General features: G+C 47.5%; 21 protein-coding genes, 1 other RNA gene and 1 pseudogene. 8 read left to right on the top strand and 15 right to left on the bottom strand.

From position 1 onward, the window contains the following. Window positions 1-15: 15 nt before the first annotated feature. From BN3279_RS01120 to BN3279_RS01085, 8 genes are all read right to left on the bottom strand, one after another. Window positions 16-693, bottom strand: coding sequence for a hypothetical protein (locus tag BN3279_RS01120; protein ID WP_059048704.1), 678 nt, complete (start codon window positions 691-693; stop codon window positions 16-18). 43 nt (window positions 694-736) lie between these two features. Next, a complete protein-coding gene (locus BN3279_RS01115) occupies window positions 737-1,069 on the bottom strand; it encodes a DUF7694 domain-containing protein (protein ID WP_059048705.1) in 333 nt (110 codons plus the stop codon). After that, entirely contained in the window at window positions 1,066-1,626 is a 561-nt protein-coding gene (locus BN3279_RS01110) for a hypothetical protein (protein WP_059048706.1), read from the bottom strand. Before BN3279_RS01110 ends, BN3279_RS01115 begins: the two co-directional genes overlap by 4 nt. Before the next feature lie 13 nt (window positions 1,627-1,639). Next, window positions 1,640-2,113, bottom strand: coding sequence for a hypothetical protein (locus BN3279_RS01105; RefSeq protein ID WP_059048707.1), 474 nt, complete (start codon window positions 2,111-2,113; stop codon window positions 1,640-1,642). Then, complete coding sequence (locus BN3279_RS01100) at window positions 2,089-2,346, bottom strand: hypothetical protein (protein ID WP_059048708.1); 258 nt, start codon at window positions 2,344-2,346, stop codon at window positions 2,089-2,091. The genes BN3279_RS01105 and BN3279_RS01100 overlap by 25 nt, the downstream gene beginning before the upstream one ends. Window positions 2,347-2,350: 4 nt before the next feature. Beyond that, window positions 2,351-2,710: a hypothetical protein gene (locus tag BN3279_RS01095; protein ID WP_059048709.1), complete on the bottom strand. Its 360-nt coding sequence runs from the start codon at window positions 2,708-2,710 to the stop codon at window positions 2,351-2,353. Next, window positions 2,688-3,608: a hypothetical protein gene (locus BN3279_RS01090; RefSeq protein WP_059048843.1), complete on the bottom strand. Its 921-nt coding sequence runs from the start codon at window positions 3,606-3,608 to the stop codon at window positions 2,688-2,690. The genes BN3279_RS01095 and BN3279_RS01090 overlap by 23 nt, the downstream gene beginning before the upstream one ends. Window positions 3,609-4,019: 411 nt before the next feature. Further along, window positions 4,020-4,337, bottom strand: a complete 318-nt coding sequence (locus BN3279_RS01085) for a hypothetical protein (protein WP_232436721.1) — start codon at window positions 4,335-4,337, stop codon at window positions 4,020-4,022. Between the two features lie 72 nt (window positions 4,338-4,409). Between BN3279_RS01085 and BN3279_RS23630 the strand changes: the two genes are divergently transcribed. Next, window positions 4,410-4,586 carry a hypothetical protein gene (locus BN3279_RS23630; protein ID WP_157686423.1) on the top strand — a complete coding sequence of 59 codons (177 nt, stop codon included), beginning with the start codon at window positions 4,410-4,412 and terminating at the stop codon, window positions 4,584-4,586. Here the strand turns inward: BN3279_RS23630 and BN3279_RS01080 are convergent. The 3 genes from BN3279_RS01080 to BN3279_RS01070 all read right to left on the bottom strand — a co-directional run bounded on the left by BN3279_RS01080 (window position 4,558) and on the right by BN3279_RS01070 (window position 5,847). Next, window positions 4,558-5,076, bottom strand: a complete 519-nt coding sequence (locus BN3279_RS01080) for a hypothetical protein (protein ID WP_059048842.1) — start codon at window positions 5,074-5,076, stop codon at window positions 4,558-4,560. The genes BN3279_RS23630 and BN3279_RS01080 overlap by 29 nt on opposite strands. Next, complete coding sequence (locus BN3279_RS01075; protein ID WP_187377711.1) at window positions 5,073-5,405, bottom strand: hypothetical protein; 333 nt, start codon at window positions 5,403-5,405, stop codon at window positions 5,073-5,075. The genes BN3279_RS01080 and BN3279_RS01075 overlap by 4 nt, the downstream gene beginning before the upstream one ends. 205 nt (window positions 5,406-5,610) lie before the next feature. Then, on the bottom strand, window positions 5,611-5,847 hold the full coding sequence (locus BN3279_RS01070; protein ID WP_059048840.1) for a helix-turn-helix transcriptional regulator: 237 nt from the start codon (window positions 5,845-5,847) through the stop codon (window positions 5,611-5,613). 91 nt (window positions 5,848-5,938) lie between these two features. On the opposite strand from BN3279_RS01070, the gene BN3279_RS01065 reads away from it, so the two are divergent. Beyond that, window positions 5,939-6,295, top strand: coding sequence for a helix-turn-helix domain-containing protein (locus tag BN3279_RS01065; protein WP_157686425.1), 357 nt, complete (start codon window positions 5,939-5,941; stop codon window positions 6,293-6,295). Between the two features lie 18 nt (window positions 6,296-6,313). Continuing rightward, window positions 6,314-7,378, top strand: a pseudogene (locus tag BN3279_RS24425) (recombinase family protein); the annotation flags it as partial. Window positions 7,379-7,827: 449 nt separating this feature from the next. Here BN3279_RS24425 and ssrA read toward each other — a convergent pair. Further along, window positions 7,828-8,193: a transfer-messenger RNA gene (gene ssrA, locus BN3279_RS23270) on the bottom strand. Window positions 8,194-8,709: 516 nt separating this feature from the next. Here ssrA and BN3279_RS01055 point away from each other — a divergent pair. Beyond that, the gene (locus BN3279_RS01055; protein ID WP_059048839.1) at window positions 8,710-9,729 is read left to right on the top strand and encodes a DUF2167 domain-containing protein; all 1,020 of its coding nucleotides are present in this window, start codon (window positions 8,710-8,712) and stop codon (window positions 9,727-9,729) included. A 122-nt stretch (window positions 9,730-9,851) separates the two neighbouring features. On the opposite strand, the gene smpB is transcribed toward BN3279_RS01055, so the two are convergent. Further along, the gene (gene smpB, locus BN3279_RS01050) at window positions 9,852-10,331 is read right to left on the bottom strand and encodes an SsrA-binding protein SmpB (RefSeq protein ID WP_059048838.1); all 480 of its coding nucleotides are present in this window, start codon (window positions 10,329-10,331) and stop codon (window positions 9,852-9,854) included. A gap of 243 nt (window positions 10,332-10,574) precedes the next feature. On the opposite strand from smpB, the gene BN3279_RS01045 reads away from it, so the two are divergent. Further along, entirely contained in the window at window positions 10,575-11,252 is a 678-nt protein-coding gene (locus BN3279_RS01045; protein ID WP_059048837.1) for a DUF421 domain-containing protein, read from the top strand. A 112-nt stretch (window positions 11,253-11,364) separates the two neighbouring features. On the opposite strand, the gene BN3279_RS01040 is transcribed toward BN3279_RS01045, so the two are convergent. Then, window positions 11,365-12,594 (bottom strand): MFS transporter, encoded by a 1,230-nt coding sequence (locus BN3279_RS01040; protein WP_059048836.1) that lies wholly within the window; start codon window positions 12,592-12,594, stop codon window positions 11,365-11,367. A gap of 286 nt (window positions 12,595-12,880) precedes the next feature. On the opposite strand from BN3279_RS01040, the gene BN3279_RS01035 reads away from it, so the two are divergent. The 3 genes from BN3279_RS01035 to BN3279_RS01025 all read left to right on the top strand — a co-directional run bounded on the left by BN3279_RS01035 (window position 12,881) and on the right by BN3279_RS01025 (window position 15,696). Beyond that, window positions 12,881-13,561: a FadR/GntR family transcriptional regulator gene (locus tag BN3279_RS01035; protein ID WP_059048835.1), complete on the top strand. Its 681-nt coding sequence runs from the start codon at window positions 12,881-12,883 to the stop codon at window positions 13,559-13,561. Window positions 13,562-13,632: 71 nt separating this feature from the next. Beyond that, window positions 13,633-15,000 carry a uracil-xanthine permease family protein gene (locus tag BN3279_RS01030; RefSeq protein ID WP_059048834.1) on the top strand — a complete coding sequence of 456 codons (1,368 nt, stop codon included), beginning with the start codon at window positions 13,633-13,635 and terminating at the stop codon, window positions 14,998-15,000. Between the two features lie 45 nt (window positions 15,001-15,045). After that, the gene (locus BN3279_RS01025) at window positions 15,046-15,696 is read left to right on the top strand and encodes an isochorismatase family protein (protein WP_059048833.1); all 651 of its coding nucleotides are present in this window, start codon (window positions 15,046-15,048) and stop codon (window positions 15,694-15,696) included. 112 nt (window positions 15,697-15,808) lie between these two features. Here the strand turns inward: BN3279_RS01025 and BN3279_RS01020 are convergent, their stop codons facing one another. Next, the gene (locus tag BN3279_RS01020; RefSeq protein ID WP_059048832.1) at window positions 15,809-16,663 is read right to left on the bottom strand and encodes a MurR/RpiR family transcriptional regulator; all 855 of its coding nucleotides are present in this window, start codon (window positions 16,661-16,663) and stop codon (window positions 15,809-15,811) included.

Raw genomic sequence — 16,663 nt, 5'->3', positions numbered from 1 at the left:
TGGGTCGAATGCGCATCAAGAATACTCTGGATTGGTGAAACTCGTTTCGTAATCATCGATAATCAATTTGGCTTTACGAGTCCACATTTTGAATATTGTTGCATCCGCACCATACAAACCGCCCATAATCACTTTGTTGTCAAAGCTTTTGTCACCAATTTCTGCTCTGCGGACAGTTGCATCTTCATCAAGAACGATTTGATATTTGCATCGATGCCATGATTTATCTTCCTCGGGGTCAATGTAGACGTACTTAGAACTGTATTTGTCTTCAATGATTACGGTGATTTCTTTGTAGTCTTCATAATCCAATTCGTTCAGTTCGCAGTCTTGCTCAACAATTTCTTCAATCAGTTCGGACAATTTATACTCTTCTTTTGACGTTCCCAACACTTCCTGAATGCTTTCTTGAATTCGCTTCGCCCCTTCTTCATGAACTGATCTTTCCAGTTCGCCTTTTATGACATTCAAAATCACTTGATTGTATGAAGGGATGTCCAATCTATCTAAATTGAATTGCATTTGTTCCTGGACTTGCTGCTTCAAGGCTTTTCCGAAATCGCTGTAACTTCTTAGCGTATCTTCGATAACCTCATCAATTGTTCTCTCTAATTTTTTTCTTACAATATTTTCGACATAACCTTCATCTTTCAGTGCTGATAAAGTGTTGTTCACCATTAAATTCAAGTCCATGTTAATTCCTCATTTCTATTATTTTTTTTGGGTCTTTACTGCATCAAATCCCGAACGGCAACTTCATTCCCGCGGGCAGCACCCACAGGTGATACATATTCGCTTGATCTACTAACTCCGAATTCTTCGGGAATACCTCTAGGGCAATCCGTTCTTCGCCAAGTAGCTCATTCTTGATTCTCTGTTTCTCTGCCCACGGTATATCCGTATTTTCCGCGTTTCGTATGCAGGCGTGGACTACTTGGCCCCACTCCGTCTCTACCACCCTAGACATAACAGCATATTCTCCGTCGGTGTAAGCTCGGTCAAGCTCTGCAAACCACCCGGCACCCGTATGCATGCTCTTGGGCGATGGCTTTCCAATCCATTTACTCATTGCTTCTCACCGCCTAAGTGGGCCGTGAGGATGCGAAGTTCCCACTCGGCAAAGTCTCCAATGAGATATTTCCGATCTGATACCCTGATCCCATCTTTCAGACTGTTAGGCTTTCCAGCGTGAGCCCTGCTCCATTGATTCTTTTCCAACGAGTGATTACGGGCTATTTCTTTGGCGCGTTCTTGGCTGGCTGCGCCAATCCAATATTTCTCCGTCGGTTCGTCTGCTTTTTCCCCGCTTGCGGCCTCGATCTGCTTCTGCAGCCTGCCTAACTCCGCGTTTTGCCGCTGAAACCTATTCTCTTCTCCTTGATACTGGCAGATGTAACGAGCCGCCGTGTCCCGAGACTCTATCAATTCGGAGCGAAGGGACGCTATCTCGATGTCCCGCTGCTCAAGGGTAATAATTAAATCGTCGACAATCTCTTCGGGGTCTACCGTCAGTGGCATCGTTCCCGTTCGTGAAGCCTGGAAGATAACTCTGTCGCCGGTGTTAAATACAACTACCGTTTTGTCGTGCAGGATACTTCTGATTTCCCGTTCAGGTTCATAACTCATATTTTTATCCCCTTTACAAAATTTCTAACTGAAGCTTCTTCCGGCGTTCGTCAAACAACTTCGCCCGCGCTTCCTTGCGATCTACTGGATAAATCGGCCTAGCAATAAGGTCAATATGCAAGTCAGTCCCTTTCAGCGACAATCCGGAAAATTCGGTTATTTTATAACACTCGCCTTGGACGTATTGAATCGTTCCGGGTCTTATCCCGTCTACTTTATCCCACTTGGCATGTGGTAAATTAACCACCAGTTCGATTTCACTCGTTTGCTTATAAGCCTTAGCCTTGCTGACGTAATCCAGGCTGGTCAGCCGCTGGCACGTGTAATTCACGTCAATTCGATTGTGGCGGATAAAAAAGTTCTCAATGCCTAGAATTAGCAGCGGCTCTCCCTGCACCTCTATCACATCGCCTATTTTGTGAGGCTGACGAAAGAGATTGAATCTGCTAATGACGGTTATGATTAGCCTGTCGCTCGCGATACCCAATAAAATCCTCTCCCCTTCCGTCCCGGGTCCTCCAAGATATAAGCAATGCCTTTTCGACTGTAATCATCTTGCTTAACCTTCAAATCCCCAAACCTGGTATGGATGCTTGATAGTTCGGCTAGTGGAGAATCCGGGAATACATACAAGCGAAGTTTGTTAATGTCTCTGCCCGAACGAATCACGGGTTCTAACGCCCCCTCAATCATGCTTAAGGCCTTCGGATGAATAACCATCGCTTCACCGCCCCCCTATCGGCCTAACTCCGTCGCCTCGACGACGAGCTAACACGGCCTTCTCCAGTTCGGTTGCTTGACTTAAGTTGATCTGCTCAATGAATCTCGCCCAAAATGGGATATACCTGAATTGCGTTGGCTCAGATTGCTTGTAGAGATAAGCGGCAGGAGCTTCCCTGGGTCCAACGGGGCAACCAAGCACTCGGCATCTGGTAAAGGTAAGCAAGATATCGCATACGGGCTCAGGTCCTCCGGTCCATTTCCCCTCCCACACCCATCCATGATCCGTCTGTATCTGCCTGGGCAGCAGGCACGGCTTCCCGGACCTCTCTGCCTGATACTTATTGAGCCACAGGTTGTCCACTCAGGCCCTTCCTCCTCTTCCGTTCCTCCGCCTGTCTTACGAGTTCTGCAAATTCCGCTTCGGTAACTTCCGCTTCGGTATCACTTGGCACAATTGGTATCTCCCGCTTCTGGTTCTTCGGTACGTAAGTATTCCTAGCAGGCTTCTTCATGGCTAAGACCAGCTTTGGGAACTGCCTACGAAATGCTTCCGCGCTCAAAACGTTGCTCTTCCAGAATCCATCCTTGACGACCCAATCCATAACCGATTTGATAAGTTCGGTGTCCGATTGCTTGTCCAGCTCCACGAGCTTTCGAAAATCATCTGCCCAGGTCTGGAGGTTTGTCCGATCTGTTAAATGAGTAAGCCCTTCATCAGCAGCCATTGCATCAACCCGGCCCTTGAAATACACCGCCATTTTGTAATACTGACTATCTGGTGCATATTCCGGCTTCTTCCTCCCTTGCTTTTTACCAGGTTCAGAAAATTGAAGTGCAGGAGAAGGGTATGCGTCCTGATCAGCCGGAGGCGATTCGGGACAAGAATCTTTTATATCTTCTTGGTTATGGTTTAGGTTAGGGTTAGGGTTACATATGGACTCCGCGTCGTGTCCGTCCTCTGTCCGCTGGACATCTTTCGGAACGTCTTCGGAATCCCTCACTACCTCCGCTGGCTTTCTTCTGGAATTCGCCTTTCTCAAAGCATCGCTTTTCCTCCGCTCAATGAGCTTTCCCGCGTAGTCATACCAATCGTGTATTACGCGTCCTGATGCGGTTTGATCGATGTATCCGGCATATATCAAAGCATCCATTAGCACATCTGGATCACCGTCATATTCCATGGCATCGGCAATGTCCTCTGCTTCAAATTTGGATACATCTCCATCCTGAGCAAATTCCATCGCCCACCACCAAAACATATGCAAGTGACCCACCGCTGTCGGCACCGACACACCCAATTTCCTGCAAAATTTACGCGTTTTTGGATGCCTATCCGTTCCTTGATGGCTTTCTATCCACGCCATTTTCTTGATTCACCGCCCTCTATTCTGGACATGATTCAGATGTAGCTAATATGTCCTAACTGTGTCCAACGGACATCCGTAAGGCTTAATCTGCTTCACATTTACGTAAAATCATAGGTTGTGATATAATAATGGTGAAAATTTTGTAGTGCTCCTTACAATCTTCCGGGCCTTAACCGGAGGATTGTTTTCTTTCTCCGCAGACATTGATCCGCAGCCACTTCATTTGTGTGCGAAACCTCGCGGCCTTCAATTCCTGCTCCCGCTCTTCCCTGGTCAACGACATCCAATCCTTGCCCCGAGTAATCATCCTGCAAACCTTAACTGTATCGCTTTGAACGCAAGCTTCTTATTGTTACTATCAAGCCGATCCATGAGCGAAAGGTCTATAGCGCTTTGACCATTGAATAAATGTAATGCCAGACGAAGCATGAACTTATCTGCTGGACTCCAGGAACGTGATATCCGTTCGAATCCATCCACATCAAGGGACAATTCTTCAAAATCGATAAATTGATTGATGTATAACTTCAATTTAGAATGATTTGCGAAGATGTGCAGTGCCCCGCTCCAATATCGGTCTTTCTTGAGTTCATCTGGTAACAACATAATCTCTCCTTTCAAGTAGGAATTCCCTCCCTCCTGTCGAATAATGGAATTGTCCAGATCCTCATTATCACGAAAGGAGGATGACTCGTGTCAAAGACCAATAAAGAGATAGCTCTCGAATTGACTATTGCAATATCACATTCACTAATTGCAGAAGTTGGAACGATTGGTCAGGAGAAAAATGATTCTCTTGCTGAACAAATTGCTAAAGCTTATTTAAAAATCTATGAGACTATTAATTCCGCTTTGAGAGAAGAACATTAATCTTCGCTGCTTCGATCAGTTCAGCTGTTCCTTTGATTACTTCCGGGAGCGCTGCTGTATCAGCAATGGAAGCCGCATTTGCTTTACTCTGAATCCAGTCCAAAAGAATTCCAATTGTTTCATGGACTTTATTCAGCAAATCATCTTCAACAGGCAACGTACTCTCATACCCTGCCTTGATCTTCTCAAGCGGGGTATTTGCCATATACTCCTCTGAACATAGATGATGATTACGCGGCGCATAGAACTTCATAGGTTTATCAAACTCCTTGATGCCTACCTCTTTCATCCAATCGAGTTTCTCCGGTGATATTTCGGGCTTCTGCTCCGACTTCTCAATATCCTTTACAGCAGCATCGATGGTCGGATATGTCTTGGAGGGAGCCAGCGGTGGATCAATCATGTATCCCTGGATGTCGCCCGCTTCTGCTCCATCTAAGATTCGAATGTCATATCCTTTAAATGTCATGATGGTTGTCCATTGTTTCATGGGGTATTTCCTCCTTTATCCTGCGGTTTTCTGGGACCGTCTCCCAGGGTGTTTAAATGATCCACCAGTCGTCCGATGTCTTCATTTAAAAGAATGAGTTCATTTGCTTCTGATTCGTATTGCTTGACCGCTTGATCGTAACGATGATTAATTTCCTTTCTTTCTAGAGAAATCTTCATGTTAAGAATTGCTCCGGCCAGCAATAGAGCTATAACTATCCATTGAAGCCCTTCTTTCCATCGATTCATTTCCCGGTCGCCTCCTCTGGCCGATAGCTCCGTTCCCCTTGTTCTCGCTGCAATATCTCTTTTAAAACTAATTTTGACCATAAATTAATTAGTTTTTGTGGCTCCGGATGCATCACTTCTTTTACGGTTGCACTAATCTGAGCGCTCACAGCATTCACCTCGCTCGCTAATTTAACTTAAATTTAATTTGATATGAGGGCATAATTAAACAAAACCACAAATCAAACTTGCTAAAATATAAATTGTGGTATATACTACTTATTGTTGAGTTCAAATTTAATTTGAGTTATGAGTGTAGGTAAAAAGAGGGATTGTGTAGATCAGGGAATATTTCTTCGCTTGGCGCTTCGAGATAATATTCGATTTTTAAAAATAACTTAGTTCCCGGCACAGACCTGCCGCTTTCAAGTTCGCGCAGATGAGTTTCAGTTATTCCCAGCTCTTGAGCCACTTTCTTTTGTGTGCCTTTCTGTTTCCTGAGTTCTTTAAATCGATATCTTGGTGTTTTATTTGGTTGTCCCATCCATCTTCACCTCCTCGTGTACTCATAATAACACTCAAATTTAATTTGAGCAACTGCTTTTTTATTAAATTTAATTTGTGGAGGGTTTTATTTGTCAACTTTAGGTTCAAGAATTAAAGAATACCGCACCAAAAGAGGGTTCACTCAATCACAAATGGCTAATAAATTAGGCATGACAGAAGCTAATTTTTCGAGCTATGAACGCGACAAGAGTGCTCCGCCTAGTGATAAACTAAGCCAACTATCCACTATACTTAATGTTTCGGCAGACTACTTATTATTTGGTAAAAATTGCGATGGCCGTTTTGCTAACATGGAATCAAACGATCCAAACCACGAATCTAAAGGTTCGCCCGAGAAAAAAGATGATGATGAATGGACAAAAGATGAATTGCAGGAAATTGAGCAGTTTAAGGAATTTATAAGAATGAAAAAAAAGACAAAATAAGGTCAATAAAAGGAGTGCATGATGTCAATGGGCGGTGCCAATAAACTAATACGCGCGGCTGCTTATCCGCGTTATAGCTCCGACAATCAGCGCGAAGAATCTATAACCGCTCAAATGAGGGCGATTGAGCAATACTGTCAGCAAAAAGGTTACGTTCTCGTGGATACATATCCAGATGAAGAAAAGACGGCGACGACAGATCGGCGGCCCAACTTTCAAAGAATGATTCAAGATTCATCAAAAAGGCTATTTGATGTAGTTATTGTCCATAAATTGGATCGATTCGCCCGTAACCGCTATGACTCAGCTCATTATAAACGCATTTTAAAAAAGAACGGTGTTCGAGTTGAGTCGGTACTCGAACATCTGGATAATTCTCCGGAATCAGTTGTTCTTGAATCCGTGTTGGAAGGCATGGCCGAATACTACTCTCTGAACCTCGCGCGCGAGGTGAGAAAGGGAATGCTCGAGAATGCAGAACAAGGCATTCATACGGGCGGGTTGCCTCCTTACGGATTAATGATCGACCCCGTTACCCGTAAAATTGTAATCGATCCCAAACGCTATAAAGCTGTGCAGATTTACTTCGACGGCATTGACAATGACCTCCCGAATGAAGTTATTGCAGAAAAGCTCAACAAATTGGGGTATCGAACCCGAAAAGGTAGAGAGTTCACATCTACCAGTTTTGCAACTTGGGCCGAGAATAGAAAGTATCGCGGAGATTATGTATTTGATGTTTCGGCGCCTAAGGATGAAGAGGGGAAGAGGAATACTAACAAGAAAAAACCCATCGAGAAACAGACTATTAGAGAGAATGATATACCCGCTATAATTACTAAAGAGCAATGGGATCGAGTATACGCCAAGAAGCAAATAAGAAAACGTAGTCCAGGAAGGATGAAAGCGACAGTGAACTATCTTCTGACTGGTAAGGTTTACTGCGGTAACTGCGGGTCTTTGTATTCCGGTAATTCTTACACTAACTCTAAGAGCAGCAAGAAAAACGTATTAACTTATTATAAATGTCAAAATAAATGCGGTAACACGAGTGTTCGGAAGGAAGATTTAGAAAACGTCACCATTCAGAAATTAATTGAACATTGTTTTTCCGCCGAAGGAATAGATGAAATAATAGAACGGGTACAAAAATTGTACAAACAAGAGAAAAAAAATGCAATCAATGATATTGAACCTGTAAAACGAGAACTATCGGAACTGGATGTAAAGTTGAAGAACTGGATCGAAGCCTTAGGGAGTGGAATTAAAAGCGTAATTGAAAACATCAAAGAGGCCGAACAACGAAAGGAAGTATTGGAGTTCGAATTGCAACGGGCCGAAATAATGCAAAAAGTGAACGCTTTGGACGATTCTTTAATTTCACAAGTTCTCAACGAAAAGAAAAACTTGCTCCTGTCCGCCGATGATGACGAAAAGAAGCAAGTTCTCCAGGAATACGTTGACCGCGTAGTTATCCAGCCATCAAAGGATATTAACCGTTTTGATGTCGAAATCACGTACAGGGTTTTTAGCAATGGAGGCGAGGGGAGTCGAACCCCTGTCCGAAGGCAACGCCACATAGGCTTCTACGGGTGTAGTTGTAGTTTTGATGTCACCTGAGGGGACCCCCTACAACACGGTTCTCTTCAGGTCAGCCTGATTGTCTTCTTCAGCACACCCCAGGCGGAGATGTGACAGCGTATCCCACTATAAGTTAGCCCCTACATCCGGCACATGGGCGATGCAGGAGAGGAGCACGCTCACAGGTTATTAAGCTGCGAAAGCGTAGTTGTTTTGTTGTTTGCCATTTAATAGGCTTTAGCGTTGATAAAGCGGACGCGTCCCCACTACCCGCAACCCACGCTCGATCTACCCCCGTCGAATCCAAAAACGCCCCCGAATTTGGAATGGACGGCTGAGCACGGAATGCTAACCATCGTCTTCATTAGAAACAAACTTAGTATAACACATTTCCCATCCCAAATACCTTGTGGGTTGCTGGAAAATCCGCTAGACCAAGGAACTTTATTGTACCAAATTCAGCGTTCCGAAAGCAAGCTGACGATTCATTCTCCATTCTACCGCCAGAAATTCGTTTTTTCACTTTTAGAGGTTGTTCAAAAAGTCGTCTTTCCAGAACGAAGCAGTTCGAGGAGTAGATTCGACATCGAATCTTGAATTCAGCCGGGCCTTCCGTTGCTCACGTAGATCTGTCTACGCTCCGCTACTCAGTCCCTGGCTTCATCCAACCTTCTCGGTCCTGAAAATTCGACTTTTTGAACTCGCACTTTTAGTGAAAGCGAGCACAGGTCCCCGCCCTGAATCTAAAGCCTTATAATCTCCCCTCCCCCTCAATTCTTGGCAAAAATATTCCGATGATAAAAAAGATAGGAAATTGACAGTGGAGGGAAGTTATGAAGAGAAACAACGTTTTTAGCAAGCTCGGCATACTGCTCATGTCGTTCTTGCTGGCCCTTGGCACCCTGGCTATACCAGCCAGCGTAAATGCCGAACAAGCTGGCCCGCAATTGGATTGGATAGAAGGTCAAGGTCAGGAAGTATTATTGGGAGATATCGCTAAGCTCACGCTGCCAGAGAACTATTTCTTTCTGGACGATGACAACACCATCGCAATGCTCGAAGGCATTATGGAGCTCCCTACGTATACCGAGATTGGTTACATCGAGCCCGCAGACGAAAGTCAGAATTGGGTCGTGTACTTCGAATACGAGGAATCCGGACATATCTCCGACGAGGACAAAACAGATATCGATGCCGATGACCTGTTAAAAAGCTACAAGGCCGGGCAGAAAGAAGCCAACAAACAGCTTCCGGAGGATCACCATTTAAGCATCGAGGGATGGTTTGCACCTCCGCACTATGACGAGAACCTGCGCAGCCTGACATGGGCGCTGCTCCTCAAGGATTCCCAAGGAGAGCCGTTCATTAATTATAATTCGCGTATTCTCACCCGTTTGGGATACATATCCGTTATTCTTGTGTCCGATCCGGACAATCTTGATGCCGACCGCAAGGTGCTTGAAGCAGAAATTCTGCCCTCGTTGACCCCGGTATCAGGCCAAGCCTATACAGACTATGACCCATCGACCGACAAATCATCCTCTTCGGGATTATCGGGATTGATTCTGGGTGGTGCCGGACTGGTTGCTGCCAAGAAAGCCGGTTTGATTTCCATTCTAGCTGTAGTGGCTAAGAAGTTCTGGTTCTTTATCGTCATTCCATTCGCTTGGCTATTCAGAAAACTTCGGGGCAAGAACAAAAATAACGACCCAGCTCCCGAGACATTCTCCCCAGCTCCAGATGCTCCTACGCCAGCGCAAGCTCAGTATGTTAGCCCAACGACCGAGGAGGATCGGTTCAAGTCCAAGTTTGATATTGAGAAGGAACGCAAAGATCCCCCAACCTCAATGTAAACTTCAAGCAACACACACATATAACACATACAACAAATAAACCTCAGAGCGAACACGAAGGATGGAAACATCTCGCGGTTCGAACTGAGGTTTTTCTTTTTATAATTAAGGTTCAGCAAACGTTACCTGGCCACCTTCTGCTTCTCTCGCAAGGCACGCTGGATATCACGCTGAGCATCCCTTTTCGCAGCAGTATCACGCTTATCATATTGCTTTTTCCCTTTACCCAGGCCCAGCAATAGCTTGGCGTACCCGTTACGAATGTAGATCTTCAACGGAACAATAGAATAGCCGTCTTGCTTGGACAAGCCGAGCAGCTTGCTAATTTGCACCTTATGCATCAACAGCTTCCGCGTCCGTGTTGGGTCTGTAGGATTGCTGCGGTTCCCCTGTTCAAACGGGCTAATATGCATATTATGAATATGAATTTCCCCATTACGAATGGTCGCAAACGCATCCCCAATGTTCACCCTGGCATTCCGAATCGACTTAATCTCCGTACCGGTCAGCACCATGCCCGCTTCATAGGTGTCCTCGATGAAATAATCATGGGAAGCTTTTTTGTTCTGTGCGAGCACCTTGCCATCATTTTTTTTACCCATGTCCATCCTCCTTCTGAAGCTGCATCAGGCAGTTAATCAGACATTTATTGTAACAATTCGAAGCTGTAAAAGCAAGGACAGAACGCTTCGCCAAAGGCCCAGCACCAACCATTAGCCGCCCTTCTCACCGTCTCAGATCAGATGATCTCTGCACCATATAAGCCACGAAAATACGGATAAATTTGTCGTTTTCAATCAACAATAACAGCAAGCTTTCGCAAGAACCAGAAAGGAGCCCTTCACTTGGAACTTCTGCCTACGCTTGGCTTAATAGCCCTACGTATCATCACAATCTATCCGTTCCTACTCGCCGTCACTTTATTTATGGGCCGCAAATCGATCGGGGAGATGCCCGTATTCGATTTCCTAATCGTGCTGACTCTGGGCTCTGTAGTTGGGGCCGATATTTCCGAGACCGATGTCAAGCACCTCCCGATTATGTTCGCGGTGCTGATGATTGGCCTGCTGCAAAAGCTATTTGCCCACGGCACAATCCGATTTCGTCGATTTGGCAAGCTCATTACCTTTGAGCCACTGGTCGTCGTTCATCAAGGCAAAATCGTACATACCAATCTGAAAAAAGCTCAATATTCCGTAGACAGCCTGCTGCAAATGTTGAGAGAGAATCAGGTGTTTGACCTAAGCACCGTAGAACTAGCCGTGCTGGAGGGCAGCGGCAAGCTGAGTGTTATGGAACAACCGGCCCAGCCGTTGTCTTATCCACTAATTAAGGAGGGCGAGCTCAACACTCCGCTGTTAAACAGGCTCGGCCTCCAAGAGCAATGGGTGCAGGAGCAACTCCAGCAACGCAAGCTGCAAATGTCAGATATCTTTCTCGCTACCATTGACGAGCAGCAGACCCTGCACATTACCCTGATGCACGAGCCGGACATAGAGCAATTGCCTCCGATATTCCACTAGATGACGGCTCCGAGGAAGGCGTCCATCTCAATTCTTCTAGCTTATTGACCACCTTACTGCTCACTCTACGGCATGGCAATGAACCACCGCGTATCCTTTGGGATTGATGGCCCTATTTAACCGTTTGAGAGAGTCCTTCCTCCCTCTCTTCTGACACTCGAACCCACAGCGAACAAGCGAAGGCCACCAGCAAAATACCGGCGAAGACCAAAAGTGGCAGTGCAGTCTGCCCGCTTCCCAGCAGAGATGCCGCTAATATCGGACCCACGCTGGCCCCGGCAAACAACACAAAGGTATAGACTGAGGTCGCCACGCCCCGATTCTCGTTACCAAGCTCCCCGATTAGAGAGATTAGCGCGGGCACCACCACGGCAATTCCTGCAACAAACACCACGCTCATCGCCACATACAACACCAGATGATGCACTAAGGACATCACGACCAAAGCTCCCAGCGAACCGACTAGGCCAACGCGAAGCACCCGAAGCTTGCCCCATTTTCGGCACATCCCGCCCGCATAGAAGGACAACACCATCCCAACCATCCCGAGCGCGCGAATCCCCAGGATATCCATATTACCAAGCGAATACGGAGCCTGACTCAGAAGTGACCCCAGCACACTATACATCCCCACAAAGCTAAGCAAAATAGTCAAAGTAATGCCGTAGCACAGCAGCAGGTTCCGCCGCAATAGCACAACATACCAGCGTGGAGTCCCTTTCATTTGTCCCTGCCGTGCCAAGCCTGGCGGCACCGGAGAAGACGGTAGCCATAACGCCAACAGCAGCAGCACCAATAGATACAATGCAGCTAAGCCTTTGAATACCCAAGGCCAGCCGACCAGCGAAGCCAATGAACTGGCCCATACCTGCCCAAAGATTCCGGCCATTAGAAATCCCGAGCTGATGAAGCCGATGGCCGTTACTCTCTGCTCCGGAGGGAAGGTCTCCCCTGCATACGTCAGAGCCACCGGCGAGAATGTGGCCGCCGCCGCTCCCTGCAAGGCTCTAAGCAGCACCAGCAGCTCAAAGCTGGTTGCGTAGCCAACACAGGCTGTAGCAACAGATAATACGGCCAAACCTATGACCATCGTGCGCTTGCGCCCTACTCTGCTGGATAAGGGTCCATAGACCAGGCACCCCGTAGCGAAGAACAAAGAAAATGCACTTCCCGACAAAGCCGCCTTGCCCGCCCCAATATGGAATTGATCCACAAATACCGGAAGCAACGGCACCGTTACATATAGAGAAGATAAAATAAACAAGGCCGCTCCAAACAGTAAAAGTCGGATCATTAAATAATTCGTGTGCACCCACGGAAGGCTGCTTAGTCTAGTTTCCATCCTGTCTCCTGTCTTCACAAAGAAGTCTTGCCCTAGCAGCAAGCTCCTTGCAACCTCATATTGTCCTTACTATGACTCCTATAACATCAGTCATCAGATGTTTCCTTGCCATTTAGAATACGCCCATTTCAAAACTTATGTCAAGTTTATATGTTAGGTTACCTTACATAAAATAAAAAAATAGCTTGATTTTTTGAAAACAGCCCCCTATACTGTGAAACATCACATGAAAACGAGCTGAAAAATTGCCAAGAGTGATAAAACCTGACATGATAGGAGGCTGGCAATGGCATATCCGGAGTTCAAAGCCATTCCACGCCGCAAACTGGTAGATGAAGTGCTGGACCAAATGCAACGACTCATCCAGTCCGGCCAATACAAAAGCGGGGACAAGCTACCCCCTGAACCCGAGCTCATGAAGCTGCTGGCGGTGGGAAGATCCACCATTCGGGAAGCCGTCAAGGTATTGACTCATGCCGGTCTGCTGGAAGTGCGCCAAGGGGATGGAACCTACATCCGGTCGGCATCCTCCGATCTTACAGGCGTAAGTCAGGCGATTACTCCCAAGAACTATACTCAGGTCATGGAGGCTCGCCGGATTTTAGAAATTGAGCTTGCTGGCTTGGCTGCTGTAAGAAGAACTACTTCCGACCTTGCCCTGATGCGATCCGCCCTGGATCTAAGACAAGAAGCATTGGAGAAAGGCCACTACGCCGAGTATGTAGAAGCAGACATCTCTTTTCATATCGCGGTGGCTGAGGCTGGAAAAAACGAAGTTTTGCTTGAAATGTACAAGGTCGTAGCGGAAAGCCTGAAGGAGATGCTAAGTCAACTTCTTCTGGATACCCGGCAGTATGAAGATAACACGGTTTATCACGAAGCCATGTACCGCTCCATCGTAAATAAGAGCAGCGAAGAAGCGAAGCAATTCGCCGCACAGAACATTGATGTTGTAAACATCGGATGATCTTGCCTTTTCCCAAACATCTGATGATATGTTGAATATTTATCCATTTAACTTTTAAAGGGGGACTAACCATGAATCACGAACACGAAGACAACCAAACCCTGCAGGTCGGTATCGAGGAGAAGCTTTCCTTCGGCGCCAACGTCACTTATGGATTTCAGCACTTATTAGCCCTAACCGGCATCTTCCTGTTTCCAGTCCTGATCGGTCAGGCACTAGGCCTTGATTTTGAAGTCGTTGGCTATTTGATCCAAGCCTGCTTCCTAACGACGGGACTGGTGACGATCCTGCAATCGGGCAAAATGCTGCGACTCCCGGTGGTCCAAGGTCCTACTGCCGCCTTCTTTGTAGCTATCCTTTCGGCTAGCGCCAGCGTCGGACTGGGTACAGCGTTCGGCTCCATGGCTGTAGCAGGCGCCATCTTTATGCTGCTGGCCATTCCCATTCGCAGATTCGGTCTGATCGGCCACATCAATAAATTTATTGCCCCGCCGATCGTTTACGGCACCCTGCTGGTCATCATAGGCGCTCAGCTTGCCGACATCGGCCTCAAGAACTGGTTCGGCAGCGCCAACATCGGCATGAACTTTACCGCCTCCCTCATTACCGTGGTCTGCGTGCTCGTCTGCATGATCTTCGGGGGTAACACCATTATCCGCCGTGGCGCCCTGCTCTGGGGAATTATTGTAGGCACCCTCTTCTTCTCCATCTTCGGTTCCGTCGATTTCTCAGCCGTTGCTTCCGCAGGATGGTTCCGCCTGCCACAGATTTTCCCGTTTGGATTCGGCATCTCCATTCCCGTGGTCATTCTGATGCTACTAGCCTTCCTGCAAGCTTCCGCCGAAGCGGTCGGCATGTATACACTCCTCACTAAATGGGGCAAGCAAGAGCTCGATAGCTCCCGCGTTAACCGTGGCCTGTTCGGGGAATTCCTCGGCTGCACTCTAGGTGCCGTGTTTGGCGGGCTCGGAACGACCTCTTACCCTGAGAACATCGGTATCATCCGTGTTTCTGGCATTGGCAGCCGTTATGTCACCATGACCGCCGGTGTGATGGCCGTTATTTTAGGACTCATCCCTAAGGTCGGCTTGTTCATCGCCTCGCTCCCCGGAGCCGTCCTGTCCGCTGCCTCTACTATATTGTTCGGGATTATTGCCATTAGCGGTATCCAGATGGTAAGCAAAGTCAAATGGGATGAATTGAATCTGGCTGTGGCCGGTTCTTCCTTCATCATCTCCCTCGGTACCATGTATCTCCCGGCTGAACTGACTGCCGGACTCCCGCTTGCCATTCAGAGTATCGTCACCCAGCCTATGCTCGTCGGCGTGATTATGCTGATCGTTCTGAATACAACGATTAACGTGTGGATTCGCCCTATGCTGGAACGCCGTGAAGCGACACTTAAGCCACAAGACCCTATGCCAACAGAAGCTGCTTAACCAAGCAACCCGCAATCAACCAACCTATTAAGGAGAGTGTTACCGATGAGCATCAAGAATAAAGTCAGATGGGATATTGACCCGAAGCGGACAGCCATCATTGTCGTGGATATGCAAAATGTGTTCTGCAAGGAGGATGAAGCCCTATACGTGCCACGTACCGCAGGCATTATTGAGAACATTCAGGAGCTTAACGCAGCCGCCCGGGCGGCTGGTATGCCCGTAGTCTATCTACGCCATATCGTCCGCGGTGACGGAAGCGACACAGGGCGATTCCTGGATATGTATCCGAATGCCAATGAAATTCTCAAGCGGGGCATCCCTGGAGTTGAGATTATTGATGAGCTGGCCCCTGAGCCGCAGGACATTATTGTAGACAAGCTATTTTATAGCGGCTTCCACGATACAGATCTGGACACCATATTGCGGGCCAACGATGTGAACACGATCATTATCTGCGGGACCGTCACCAACGTATGCTGCGAGACTACCGTGCGGGATGGGGCCCACCGGGAATACAAGATCATTTTCCTCAGTGATGCCAATGCCCCGATGGATTACCCGGACATGGGCTGGGGAGCAATCTCTGCGGATGAAATTCAACGCACAACGCTCAGCGTGATTGCCTACGAATTTGGCCAAGTTAGTCCAACGAGCGAAATTGTTGATGAGATCAAAGCCAAGACAGCACTATAACCTTAATCTTCTATATAAATAAATGAACTCTGCACCCATGGAGGCCTACATTAGTGTAGGTCTCCATTCGCCGCTAAGCCTGTACTTGGTCGAGAAAATCAGCCCACTCTCTCTAAGCCTTCCCTCGCGGCAGTCGATCCGCATATCTGGCCCGCAGTTCACTTAATACCTCCAGCTTCAACAGCACCTGCTCCTTACTCAATAAGCCTATACTCAAGATGATCTGCTCCACTAGCAGCAGCGGGGTTACCATCGAATGGAACTCCCCCATCTCGCCCCGGCTGACATAGAAGGCTGCGGCAAGCTCCGGATCATAGCAGAACTCCTCCCGATCCGTAATCATCACAGAAGGACAGCCCACCCGCTTGGTACAATCCAGAATAACCTCACTCTCCGGCAAGAGCCTTGTGAAGCTAAACAGCAGCACCACATCCTCCGGCTGCAAATGAGCCAGCGACTCCAAAAGCTCATGGCCACTTGCTGCCATCATCCGTACCGACATGCCGAATCTGGACAGCCGATAGAACAACAACTCGCCAAGCGCCACGGATGGTCCCGGGGCATATACATAAATCCGTCTTGCTCCAGCCATTAGTGAAGCCACCCTTTTCAGTTCCTCCGGGTCCGTCTGCTCCGCTGTTTCCCGCAAATGAACACTCGTCTGCTCCAGCATCTTCACCGGCAGGCTTGCGGGCTCCAGCCGCGAGATCGTCGTTTCCAGCTTATGAGCCGGTGTGGTGTCCATCACAGAACGAAGCTTTTGCCTGAATTCCTTACCATTTTCATACCCAGCCATACGCCAAAATCTTGATACCGTCGCGATGCTCGTACCAATGCGGTCGGCAAGCTCCTGCTCCGTCATGAACAACACCTCATCCGGGTGTCGCTCGACGAATCCGGCGATCTTTAACTGGCTGGATGAAAAATTGCCTTTATCCGAAAATACCGAACGTTGGGTGAAAGTCAT

The sequence above is a fragment of the Paenibacillus senegalimassiliensis genome, assembly GCF_001486585.1.
In the GTDB taxonomy this organism is placed as follows: Bacteria; Bacillota; Bacilli; order Paenibacillales; family Paenibacillaceae; genus Fontibacillus; species Fontibacillus senegalimassiliensis.
Note: the sequence above shows the minus strand (reverse complement) of the source record. Positions and strands in the feature narration are given on the sequence as shown.